Consider the following 12,867-nt stretch of genomic DNA (forward strand, 5'->3'; position numbering starts at 1 on the left):
GAGGTTAAGAATATTGGTTTTAAAGGAAATAGATAGCAAAAAATTTCGAGATATGGTGCGGGTAGCGACTCATAGAATGAGTCAAAACGCTGAATTCGTTGATTCATTGAATGTTTTTCCGGTTCCAGACGGTGATACAGGGACTAACATGAATTTAACTATTGAAAGTGGTGCTAAAGCTGTTGCCCAGAATACTAGTGCAAGTGTTGGTGATTTAACTGAAAGTTTGGCTAAGGGCATGTTAATGGGCGCTCGCGGCAATAGTGGTGTTATCTCCTCGCAACTTTTCCGTGGAATTTATAAGGCTACCCAAGGTATGCAGACTTTGAACGCACAAGAGCTAGCTAATGCTTTTTCTAATGGAGTGGCTACCGCTTATAAGGCAGTGATGAAGCCTGTTGAAGGAACAATCCTGACAGTTGCTAGAGTTGCTGCCCAGGAGGGTGCTAACAAGGCTAATGAAACTGATGATGTTGAAGAAGTAATGGCTGCTATTGTTAATGGTGCCAAAGAATCTTTAAAGACAACGCCAGATTTATTGCCTGTTCTTAAACAAGTTGGCGTCGTTGACTCAGGTGGTCAGGGCTTGCTCTTTATATATGAGGGCTTCTTAGAAGGGCTGCTTGGCGAGAATTTTGCTGATAAATATCAACCTGATAAAGGTGAAATGGATGAAATGATCAATGCCATGCATCACCAATCAGTGCAATCTCAGTTAGCTACGCAAGATATTGCTAATGGTTATTGTACAGAAATTATGGTTGATTTAACTGCCGATGTTCCTAATAAAAAGCCATTTGATTTAGAAGAATTTCGCAGCCATTTATCAGAGCTTGGTGATTCGCTTTTGGCCGTTTCTGATAATGAAGTTGCTAAAGTTCATGTTCATACAGAGTATCCAGGTCAAGTTTTCGCTTATGGTAGCCAGTTTGGACAATTAGGTAAAATCAAGATTGACAATATGCGAATTCAGCATGAAACAATTGTCAATGATAGTGAGCATAAGCAAGCAGATGTTGATTTTGCTGTAATTGCGGTTGCTTCAGGTAATGGTGTTCGGAAACTCTTTGAAAGTGAAGGCGTCAATCGTATCATTTCTGGTGGGCAAACGATGAACCCATCGACTCAGGACATTATCGATGCAATTAAGAAGTCTGGCGCACAAAAAGCAATCGTTCTGCCTAATAACGGTAATATTGTGATGGCGGCTAAGCAGGCGGCTGAGGTTAGCGATATTCCTGTTGGTATTGTTCCATCTAAGACAATTTCACAAGGCTTGACGGCAATGTTATCTTTTGATGCTGATGCTTCTTTAGATGAAAATGTTGAAAACATGACTGCTGAGCTTGAGATGGTTGTTTCGGGAGAAGTAACTAAAGCTAACCGGGATACAGTTATCAACGAGGTTGAAATTCATCAAAACGATTACCTTGGAATTGTTGATGGTGATATTCAAGTTGCAGAATCTGAGTTAATTCCAGCAACTGTTAAAATGGTTGAAAAGATGGTAGATGAGGATTCGGAAATCATTACCATTATTTATGGTCGAGACGCTAATCAGAAGCAGGCAGAACAAGTAATAGCTGCTCTTAAACAGCAGTATGCTGATTTCGAATTCGAAGTTCATGATGGCGGCCAACCAGTTTACGATTTCTTGGTTTCCGTTGAATAGCTAATGAATACAACATTATTTGCTCCTGTGACTGATTTAAAGGGTGTTGGTACTAAGACAGCTGCAGCTTTGGGTAATCTGGGAATTTATAGTATTTATGATTTATTATTTTATTTTCCTTTTCGCTATGATGAATTGCAGACGATGCCGCTTGATCAGATCATGGATGGTCAAAAAGTAATGCTTAAAGGAATTGTTGCTACTGCACCTTTTGTTAGTCGTTTTGGCTACAAAAAGAGTCGGCTCAGTTTTAAATTAAGAATTGACCATGATGTTGTCATGGTCAATTTTTTTAATCAGCCATGGCTTAAAGATAAGGTAGAAGTTGCTCAAGAAGTTGCGATATATGGCAAGTATAATGCAGCCAAACAGAGTCTATCGGCCTTTAAATTTGTCGCTGCTAAAGAAAATGATAGTGGGATGGCGCCAATTTATCCGGTTAATCAGCATATTAAACAAAAAAAGTTAGTTGATCTGATTAATTTGGCTTTAACGGATTTTTTGGAGCAAGTGGAAGATATTGTACCAGTTGAAGTTCGGCAAAAGTATCGTTTACTGCCTGAGCAAGAAATCATTTCGAAGATGCACCATCCCAAAAATGGATATGAAGTAAAACAGGCTAAGCGCAGTGCTACTTTTCGGGAATTTTTTATTTTTCAAACAGAGCTGGCTCAGCTAACACATGGAAACCAGCAAAAGCAAGGTAGTGCAAAAAAGTATGATTTGGCTCAGGTGGCTAAATTAACTGCTTCATTGCCATTTGAATTGTCGAAAGATCAAAAACAGGTGATCAATGAAATTTTTGCTGATTTACATTCTGATAAGCAAATGCAGCGGCTTTTGCAGGGTGATGTTGGTTCAGGTAAAACTGTTGTAGCAGTCTATGCGATTTTTGCGGCAATTACAGCTGGTTTTCAAGTTGCGTTAATGGTACCAACTGAAATCTTGGCTACTCAGCACTTTAGAAAAATTGATGAATTGTTGCGGCCACTCGGGGTAAGAGTTGCTTTGCTTACCGGAACAACCAAAACTTTAGAGCGTCGAGAAATTTACCAAGAATTAACGGATGGTACAATTAATGTAGTGATTGGCACACATGCGCTAATTCAGGATAAAGTGATTTTTAAGCAGCTGGGCTTAGTGATTATTGATGAGCAACATCGCTTTGGCGTAAATCAGCGGCAGGCTTTAATTAATAAAGGGAATCATCCTGACGTTTTGACGATGACAGCCACGCCGATTCCGCGGACACTAGCGCTAACGGTTTATGGTCAGACGACTGTTTCTGAAATTCGTCATTTGCCTGCTGGGCGCAAGCAAATTAAATCAGCTTGGAAAACAAGTAGCCAGTTAGATGAAGTCTACCGGCTAATGCAGCATCAACTTGATCAAGGATTTCAGATTTATGCAGTTACTCCGTTAATTTCAGAATCCGAGGCAATTGATTTAAAAAATGCTGAAGAACTCTTGACTAAACTTAGTCATGATTTTCCGCAGCAAAAAGTTGTATTACTGCACGGACAAATGCCAGGTATTAAAAAAGATGAGATAATGACGACCTTTGCAGCTGGTGAAATTGATATTTTAGTGGCGACTAGTGTCATTGAAGTCGGAGTTGATGTAGCTAATGCTAATATGATGGTGATCTATGATGCGGATCGCTTTGGTCTAAGTCAACTGCATCAATTGCGCGGACGAATTGGACGTGGTACAACGCAAAGTTATTGTGTCTTTGTTGCTGATCCGAAAACGCAGGCTGGTAAAAGTCGGATGAAAGTTGTTGCAGACACAACTGATGGTTTTAAATTGGCTAAGGAAGATCTTAAACTGCGTGGCGAGGGCGATCTATTTGGCAAGGCGCAATCAGGATTGCCAGAATTTCAAGTTGGTAATGTGGTTAATGATTATGAAACTCTGGTAGTTGCTCAAAAGGTTGCACAGAATTTAATTGCCCAAGACCCGACTCTTACACGAAATGATCATCAAGTTTTAAAAGAAGTGTTAGAATATAAAAAGTTGCAACAAGGCAGGACTTAGGAGGAATTGGATAATTAAAATGAGAACAATTGCGATCGATGCCATGGGCGGCGAAAATGCACCAGAAGCAATCGTTAAGGCGGTTTTGCAAGTCAAAACAGAATTAACGCAAACCAACTTTATTTTGTTTGGTGATGAAACTAAAATCAAGCGGTTGCTAGATTCGGATACGGAGCGAGTAGAAGTAGTAGGGACTACTGAGGTTATCAATGACGAAGATGAACCAGTTAAAGCGATTCGCAATAAGAAGGATTCATCCTTGGTGGTTGCAGCTCAATATGTTAAAGCGGGTAAGGCTGATGCATTGTTGTCACTAGGTAATACCGGGGCATTGTTGTCTTGCGGAATTTTTATTATTGGTCGCATTAAGGGGGTAGCTCGCCCAGGCCTAATGCCGACGTTGCCAGTTAAAAACTCAGATGATGGCTTCAATATGATTGATGTTGGGGCTAATGCCAAGAGTAAACCTGAGTATATTCTTAATTGGGCACAAATGGCAGTCTACTATGCTGAAAAAATTCGGGGTGTGTCAAATCCGCGAGTTGCCTTACTTAATAATGGTGCTGAAAGTGATAAAGGTGATGATATTCACCAACAAGCTTATCAATTGCTGCTAGATAGTGATTTGAACTTTATTGGCAATATCGAGGGTAATGAATTGCTGGAGGGAAAAGCCGATGTGGTTGCCACAGACGGCTTTACTGGGAATGCAATTTTAAAGAATATTGAAGGTACTTCCAGTGTTTTAATTCACATGCTTAAAGATAGTTTGCTAAATAATGGTTTGTTTACTAAATTAGGTGCTCTGCTAATCAAGAAGGCGCTCAAAGGTTTAATTTCAAAATTTGATACTTCTAAATATGGCGGTGCTGTATTATTGGGAGTTAATGCGCCAATTGTGAAAACGCATGGCCGCTCTGATCAGCGGGCAATTTATTACACGCTTAAACAAGTTGATAAGATTTTATCAGAAAAGATTATTGATGATTTTAAAGCAGAATTTGCAACAAAAAAATAAATAGAGGAGAAATATACAATGAGTGAAACAGAAATTTTTACAAAAATTAGGGATATCTTAGCAGATAATTTTGAAGTTGATGCAAGCAAGATTACCAATGAAACTAACTTTACCAGCGATTTGGATGCTGATTCAATTGACTTGGTAGAATTTATTTTGCAATTAGAAGATGAATTCGGTGCTGAAATTCCAGATGAGGATGCTGAAAAGATTAAAACCGTTGGTGATGCAGTCAGTTATGTTACCGCACACCAACAGTAATTTTGCCAAAAAATCATTTTAAGGTTTGCATGGAGCCTAATAGATGTTTATAATTATAATTTAAATAAATTTATTAAATATCTTTAATGAATTATTGGAAAATTTGAGAGGGGAAATGAACTTTGGAAAAACAAAGTGATCTCTTACTAGATATCCAGCATATGCATACTGCATATCGTTTACAAGGTAAGTTTTATGATGCCGCAGATGATATCAATATTACTCTGAAGCGTGATGAGATTTTATCAGTTGTAGGTGAATCTGGCTGTGGTAAGAGTACAATTGCTGCAAGCATTATTGGCTTGTACGACCATAAAAATACAAAAGTAACCGGTGATATTTTATATAATGAATTGAACTTGGTAGGCTTGAATGAGTCTTTGTTTGATAAAATTCGCGGTAATAAGATTGGTATGATCTTCCAAGATCCTCTTGCAAGTTTAAACCCATTAATGCGAGTTGGTGATCAAGTTGCTGAAACACTCTATTATCATACAGATATGAATGAAAAAGAGCGTCATAGTCGGGTAATTGAATTATTTAATCAAGTTGGAATGCCGCAACCAGAAGAAATGTTTGCGATGTATCCTCATGAATTATCCGGTGGATTGCGGCAGCGGGTCGTTATTGCGATGGCAATTGCATGTAAACCAGAAATTATTATTGCAGATGAGCCAACTACTGCCTTAGACGTTACGATTCAAGCTCAGATTTTAGACCTATTAGAAGATATCCAGCAGCAGACACACTCTGGAATTATTTTAATTACTCACGATTTAGGCGTAGTAGCTGAAACAGCTGACGAAGTTGCAGTTATGTATGCAGGACAAGTAGTTGAAAAGGCTGATGTCAAGACTATTTTTGCAAATCCGCTGCATCCATATACGCGTTCTCTGCTCAATTCCATGCCGCAGTCTGATGATGAAGACGAAGATTTGCACGTAATTCAAGGGACTGTGCCATCATTGCAAAAGATGCCGCGTGAAGGTGATCGGTTTGCATCTAGAATTCCGTGGATTCCTGAAAGTAGTCACGAAAAAGATCCAGTCATGCACGAAGTCGAACCTGGTCATTGGGTAAGATGTACTTGCTGGAAGACGTTCCACTTTCAAGACCAAGATGCAGTAGCAAGTGGGGAGTAGAATTTATGACGAAAGAAATAATTCAAATTAAGAATCTGAAGGTTCATTACCCAATTAGGTCTGGTTTTTGGAATCGGGTAACTGGTGCTGTGCGCGCAGTTGACGATGTCAGCATTACGATCAACGAGGGTGAAACTTACGGCTTAATTGGTGAGTCTGGTTCTGGTAAATCAACTACAGGTAAAGCTATCGTAGGTGTTGAACCTGTAACTAGTGGTGAAATTATTTACAAGGGCGTTGATATTACTAAGTCCAAGAATAGAAGACGACTTAATTACAATAAGGACGTCCAAATGATTTTCCAGGATTCGATGTCCAGTATGAATCCGCGTAAGCGAATTGAAGATATTATTGCGGAGCCAATCCGCAATTTTGAAAATTTAACCACTGACCAAGAACGCGATCGAGTACAAGAACTACTTGATATTGTTGGGATGCCAAGTGATGCAATTTACAAATATCCTCATGAGTTTTCAGGTGGTCAAAGACAAAGAATTGGGGTTGCGCGTGCTGTTGCAACTAATCCTAAGTTGATTGTGGCTGATGAACCGACTAGTGCGTTAGACTTATCAGTTCAAGCACAGGTTCTAAACTTTATGAAGCATATTCAGCAGCAATATAATATTGCTTATCTGTTCATTTCACATGATTTAGGTGTGGTTAAGCATATGTCTGAAAACTTAGCCATTATGCACCGTGGTCGTTTAGTCGAAATTGGTACAAGGGAAGATATTTATAATCACCCAATGCATATTTATACTAAAAGGCTCTTGTCAGCAATCCCCAAGGTGAATGTTGAAGAACGAGAAGTACATAAAAAAGAGCGTAATCGCGTTGAACAAGAGTTTCGTAATGATCAAAGTAAGTGGTATGACCAGAATGGTCGCGTTTATCCGCTGCAATTAGTTTCAGGTAAGCACTATGTTGCGCTGCCGCCAGAACAAGTAAATCAAGCAAAGGAGAGTGACTAAAAATGTGGAAAACAATTCTTAGACGTTTTTTGGTTATGATTCCGCAAATTATTATCTTGAGTTTTTTAGTCTTTGTTTTGGCTAAAATGATGCCAGGTGATCCATTTACTGGACAAATTAACCCTAATACTGACCCTAAACAATTAGAGGCGCTGAAGCGTGCAGCTGGGCTATATGATCCTATACCTGTTCAGTACGGTCGCTGGGTTAATAACCTGTTCCATGGCGATTTAGGGACTAGCTATATTCAACACGTGCCAGTTGTTTCATTAATTGCCGATCGTGCCGTTAATACTTTTTGGTTAGCCCTATTAACCACTATTTTAACTTACATAATTGCTATTCCAATGGGAATCTCTGCTGGTCGCCACCAAGATGAATGGCAAGATCAAACTGTGCAAATTTTTAATTATTTGACTTTAGCCATTCCACCATTTGTGTTCTATATTTTAGCAATTTGGTTATTCGGTTTTACTTTAGGCTGGTTTCCAATCTCTGGTTCTGTTGCTGCAAATGCATCAGGGTTCTGGGGTACTGTTGGTAGCCAATTCTATCACATGTTATTGCCTGCAATTTTAGTTGCGCTGATTTCAACAACCTCAATTGTACAATACCTTAGAACTGGAATTGTTGATAATAAGGTTGAAGACTATGTCCGGACTGCTCATAGTAAGGGTGTTCCGGAAAATGTCGTCTTCAATAAACATATTCTGCGTAACTCATTATTGCCAATTGCATCGTCATTTGGAACGACAATTACTGGATTACTTAGTGGATCCATGGTGGTTGAATCGGTCTTCAGTTATCCAGGAATGGGTAAATTGTTCCTAGATTCAATTGGGCAACGTGATTACACGACTTTAACAGCTTTGATTTTGATCTTTGGTATTTTAACTTTATTAGGTAACTTGCTATCAGATATTATCATGAGTATTGTTGATCCACGAATTAGAGTTAAATAGAGGAGGGGAAGAAATTGTCTAATAAAAAAGAAAATACTGCTGATGAAGAAGTAAAAGTTTCTTCTCGTCCTTCGGGTTTTAGAGTAGTTGTGCACGAGATTTGGCGTGATAAGGTAGCTAGAACTGCCGTCTTGTTAATTATTTTGCTCTTATTGATTACATTTGTGGGCTCAATGTTCTTGAATCGTGAGCAAGTTACTGAAATTAATATCATGGATGCCTATTATGGCTGGGGTGAAAATGGCCATCTGCTTGGTACCGATGATGGTGGTCGTGACATTTTGAAGCTGCTTATCATGGGTGGTCGTAATTCGATTACCATTGGACTAGCGGTAACTGTCATTTGTTTAACTGTTGGACTGGTTATTGGGCTAGTTGCTGGGTACTATGGTGGTACTGTGGACATGATTATCATGCGAATCGTGGACTTCGTTCAAGTGCTACCAGTATTGCCGATTGAAATTGTTCTGGTTTCAGTTATTCCTAACTATACTCCGGCAACATTAGTGATGATTATTTCGCTATTTGGCTGGACTAGTGAAGTGCGATATTATCGGGCGTTTATTCTATCCCAGCGAGAGCGGGACTATGTGCTGGCGTCTAAGACGTCGGGTTCATCAGACTTAAAAATCATGTTCCGTGAAGTGCTGCCTAATATTACCTCGATGATTATTATTGATGTAGTGTTAAACATTGCGTCAAATATCGGTATTGAGACAACGTTGTCCTTTATCGGCTACGGCTTACCGCCGACGACACCGTCGCTTGGTACCTTAATCGGTTTTGCCAACGACCCAGTTAACGTGGTTAATCGGCCGTGGTTATGGTTACCGGCAACTATTTTGCTGTTGGCTATTTCGTTGAGTATTAATTATGTTGGTCGAGCACTGCAACGGGCAGGCGACGCTAGACAACGAGAAAATTAAGTTTAAAAGAGTTCATCGCGAGATGAACTCTTTTTTGTTATTGTGATTTGGTATATTAAATAGCTATTAAGTATATTATTTAAAAAACTAATTTTGTATGGTACCATTTAACTATGACTTGTTTCAAAGATAGTAATACGTATTTTATGGATAGGAGTAAAAGCGATGGGTAAAACAAAATTATTCGGTTCATTAGGAATCATTACTGCCGCAGCTTTGACTTTAGCTGCTTGTGGTAAAAGTGGAAATAACGATGATGCAAATGAAGGTAAAAAGGCTAACAAGTTCCCAGAGGAAACACCAGTTAAGACTACTAAAAAAGGTGGTACTTTGAAACAGGCTGTTCTGTCTGCTTCACCTGCTACTGGCATATTTGCACCAGAATTGTATACTATTCAAACAGACTTAGAAATGATGCAACCTGGAATTGAATCCTTGTTTGATACAAACGATCAATATAAGATTAATAATAAGGGTCCAGCTACTTTCAAATTGGATCGTAAAGCTAAAACTGTTACGATTGAAGTTAAGAAAGGCGTTAAATGGTCTGATGGCAAACAAGTTGTTGCTAAGGATGTTGAATATCCATATGAAATTATAGCTAATAAGAAGACTAAGTCACAAAGATATACTGACAGTTTGGCTAACATTGAAGGTTTAGCTGACTATCATAACGGCAAAGCAAAAGATATTTCTGGTATTGAGATGCCGGATGGTGAAAGTGGCCGTAAAGTTGTATTACACTTTAAACAAATGAAACCAGGTATGTATAACTCAGGTAATGGTTATTTCTGGGAATACGCAGAACCATATCATTACTTAAAAGATGTTCCGTTTGATAAGTTGGAATCAAGTGATAAGGTTAGAAAAAGTCCGCTTTTCTTTGGACCATACAGAATGAGCAAGACCGTTCGTGGTCAATCAACCACTTGGGTACCAAATAAATATTATTGGCGTGGGACACCTAAACTTGATAAAATTGTTCTTTCAATTCTAAGTCCTGATTCTGCTTCGCAAGCAGTTAAGAGTCATAGATTTGATATTTTAAAAATAAAGTCAAATCAGTGGACTCAGGTTAAAAACACTAAAAAAGTTAATTTTGTTGCTAATGTTCCGTTGTCGTATGCTTATATGGGCTTTAAGGTTGGAAAATGGGATGCCAAAAAAGGCAAAAATGTCATGGACAAAAATCCGAAAATGACTAAGCCGCTGCGCCAAGCTATTGGTTATGCCATGAATGTTGATCAAGTTGATAAGCGATATACTAAAGGAATCAAATTTCAAATTCCAACTTTAATTCCTAAAGAATTTGGCGATTACTTTGATAAGGATATTAAAGGTTATACTTATAATCTCAAAAAGGCCAATCAAATTTTAGACAAAGCTGGTTACAAGAAGAAGGGTAAGTGGCGTACTCAGCCAAATGGTAAGCCATTAACCATTAACTTTTTAGCAATGCAAGGTACCTCAGTTCAAGAACCGATTATTCAAAACTTTTTGCAACAATGGAAGAAAGTCGGCTTAAATGTTAAGTTGGTAGGCGGACGTCTGACTGAAGGCAATAGTTTCTACGATAAACTGCAAAATGATGCTTCAGGAGTAGATATGTTCAATGGTGTTTGGGGACTTTCAAGTGAGCCATCACCAAATGATCTGTATAATGAAAAAGCGCCATTTAACTATAGCCGCTTTGTTTCTAAAGAAAATAATAAATTACTGGCAGAAATGGATTCCGAAAAAGCCTTTGATCATAAATATCGGGTTCAAAAATTCCATGAATGGCAAAAATACATGGATAGAGAAGCTTATGTAATTCCAATGGATAATGCATATGAGGTATCTGCAGTCAATGATAAAGTAACGGGCTATTCACTTAAGCCTTCGGATAGTAATAGTAAATACTTTAATGTTGCATATACTAAGTAAAATAGAGTTTTAAAAACATTTCGGGTTAATCCGAAATGTTTTTCTTTTGCCCAATGATATATTTAAATTAGGTTATTATTAGCAATAAAGTATTTTCTATATCGTTTATAATATGCTATTATTAGTTTACTAACTTGTTTCAAAATCTTCGCGCTTTATTACCTAGGAGGAGAAACCCAATTATGAAAAAAGGAAAATTTTTAAGTTCAGTAGGACTTGTTTCTGCTGCTGCTTTAACTTTAGTAGCCTGTGGTAAGAGCAACAATACTAAGGATACTAAGCCAAGTACCAAATTTCCAAGTGCTTCACCAGTTAAGACGGCCAAGCAAGGTGGAACTTTAAAAGTTGCTGAAGAAACTGATACGCCATTTACGGGAATCTTTAATGAAGAACTGCAAATGAGTCAAGTGGACAGCGATATTGCTGGTCCTGGTCAAGAATCTTTGTTTGACACTGATGATAATTATAAGATTAATGACAAAGGTCCAGCCACATTAAAGCTTGACCGCAAAGCTAAGACAGCTACCATTACTATCAAAAAAGGTGTTAAGTGGTCTGACGGTAAGCAGGTAACTGCTAAAGATGTGGAATATGCTTATGAGATTATTGCCAATAAGGAAACTAAGTCGCAAAGATATTCCAGTCAATTTAATATTATCAATGGTATGAAGGAATATCATGAAGGCAAGGCAAAGACCATTTCAGGAATTGAAATGCCTGATGGTGAGAATGGTCGAGTAGCTGTATTGCATTGTTCAGAGCTTAAACCAGGCATGACCAACAGTGGTAATGGCTATATTTGGGAAATGGCAGCGCCATATCACTATCTCAAAGATATCCCATTTAAGAAGCTGCAATCTTCTGATCAGGTTAGAAAGAAGCCACTGTATTTTGGTCCATATAAGTTAGATAAGCTCGTTCGTGGTCAATCTGTTACTTGGGTACCAAACAAGTATTATTGGCGTGGTAAACCAAAATTAGATAAGATTATTTACCAAGTGGTTTCACCAAATTCTGCTTCACAAGCTATCAAAAACAAGAAGTTTGATGTTACTCGAGTTATTAATTCACAATGGAAACAAGTTAAAGATACTAAGGGTGTTAACTTTGTTGCTGAAGTTCCACTAGCATATTACTATCTTGGATTTAAAGTTGGTAAATGGGATAGTAAGCAATCTAAGAACGTTATGGACAAGAACCCGAAGATGACCAAGCCACTGCGGCAAGCAATTGGTTATGCGATGAATACTCAGGCAGTTGACAAGCGCTATACTGATGGCTTGAGTTTCCAAATTCCAACTTTAATTCCAAAAGAATTTGGCGATTATCATAACAAGGACGTTAAGGGTTACACTTACAACCTTAAAAAGGCCAATGAAATTCTTGATAAAGCAGGCTATAAAAAGAAGGGCAAGTGGCGCACACAACCTAATGGTAAGCCGTTAGTAATTAACTACTTGTCTAAGACTGATGCTAATAAGGGTGCGACTAAAGAATCGATTACTCAAAATTACATTCAGCAATGGAAGAAGATTGGCTTAAATGTTAAGTTGGTTGGTGATCGTTTAACAGAACTCAATTCATTCTATGATAAAGTTCAACATGACGATCCAAATATCGATATGTTTGATGCTGGTTGGACATTATCAAGTGAACCTTCACAAGTCCAGATGTACAGCGAAGGTACGATGTCCAACTATGAGCGTTTTGTTACGCCAAAGAACAACAAATTATTGGCAGAAATGGATTCACAAAAAGCCTTTGATCATAAATATCGGGTTCAAAAATTCCATGAATGGCAAAAGTACATGAATGATGAAGCCTTTGTAATTCCGATTGATAACTCTTATCAAGTTGATGCAGTTAATGATAAGATTACCGGCTACTCAACTAAGCCATCAAAGAATAACAACGGACACCAATTATGGTATCAAGTTGGTTATGCTAAATAG

Annotated in this window: 10 protein-coding genes; all 10 read left to right on the forward strand. The window is 38.2% G+C overall.

The genetic code is table 11. The annotated features are described in order from the left end of the window. Positions 1 to 13: 13 nt before the first annotated feature. The 10 genes from OZX56_RS03610 to OZX56_RS03655 all read left to right on the forward strand — a co-directional run bounded on the left by OZX56_RS03610 (position 14) and on the right by OZX56_RS03655 (position 12,867). Positions 14 to 1,672: a DAK2 domain-containing protein gene (locus OZX56_RS03610; RefSeq protein ID WP_277126606.1), complete on the forward strand. Its 1,659-nt coding sequence runs from the start codon at positions 14 to 16 to the stop codon at positions 1,670 to 1,672. A 3-nt stretch (positions 1,673 to 1,675) separates the two neighbouring features. Beyond that, a complete protein-coding gene (gene recG / locus OZX56_RS03615; protein ID WP_277140217.1) occupies positions 1,676 to 3,709 on the forward strand; it encodes an ATP-dependent DNA helicase RecG in 2,034 nt (677 codons plus the stop codon). Between the two features lie 19 nt (positions 3,710 to 3,728). Beyond that, positions 3,729 to 4,727 carry a phosphate acyltransferase PlsX gene (gene plsX, locus OZX56_RS03620; protein ID WP_277140218.1) on the forward strand — a complete coding sequence of 333 codons (999 nt, stop codon included), beginning with the start codon at positions 3,729 to 3,731 and terminating at the stop codon, positions 4,725 to 4,727. 18 nt (positions 4,728 to 4,745) lie between these two features. Beyond that, positions 4,746 to 4,988, forward strand: a complete 243-nt coding sequence (gene acpP, locus OZX56_RS03625) for an acyl carrier protein (RefSeq protein ID WP_277126603.1) — start codon at positions 4,746 to 4,748, stop codon at positions 4,986 to 4,988. 122 nt (positions 4,989 to 5,110) lie between these two features. Further along, a complete protein-coding gene (locus OZX56_RS03630) occupies positions 5,111 to 6,130 on the forward strand; it encodes an ABC transporter ATP-binding protein (protein ID WP_277140219.1) in 1,020 nt (339 codons plus the stop codon). A 5-nt stretch (positions 6,131 to 6,135) separates the two neighbouring features. After that, entirely contained in the window at positions 6,136 to 7,101 is a 966-nt protein-coding gene (locus tag OZX56_RS03635; protein WP_277140220.1) for an ATP-binding cassette domain-containing protein, read from the forward strand. A gap of 2 nt (positions 7,102 to 7,103) precedes the next feature. Further along, the gene (opp4B, locus tag OZX56_RS03640; protein WP_277140221.1) at positions 7,104 to 8,063 is read left to right on the forward strand and encodes an oligopeptide ABC transporter permease; all 960 of its coding nucleotides are present in this window, start codon (positions 7,104 to 7,106) and stop codon (positions 8,061 to 8,063) included. Between the two features lie 14 nt (positions 8,064 to 8,077). Then, positions 8,078 to 8,989: an ABC transporter permease gene (locus OZX56_RS03645; protein WP_277140222.1), complete on the forward strand. Its 912-nt coding sequence runs from the start codon at positions 8,078 to 8,080 to the stop codon at positions 8,987 to 8,989. A gap of 165 nt (positions 8,990 to 9,154) precedes the next feature. After that, positions 9,155 to 10,915, forward strand: a complete 1,761-nt coding sequence (locus OZX56_RS03650; protein WP_277140223.1) for an oligopeptide ABC transporter substrate-binding protein — start codon at positions 9,155 to 9,157, stop codon at positions 10,913 to 10,915. A gap of 182 nt (positions 10,916 to 11,097) precedes the next feature. After that, positions 11,098 to 12,867, forward strand: coding sequence for an oligopeptide ABC transporter substrate-binding protein (locus OZX56_RS03655; RefSeq protein WP_277126597.1), 1,770 nt, complete (start codon positions 11,098 to 11,100; stop codon positions 12,865 to 12,867).

The sequence above is a fragment of the Lactobacillus sp. ESL0684 genome, from assembly GCF_029392675.1.
In the GTDB taxonomy this organism is placed as follows: Bacteria; Bacillota; Bacilli; order Lactobacillales; family Lactobacillaceae; genus Lactobacillus.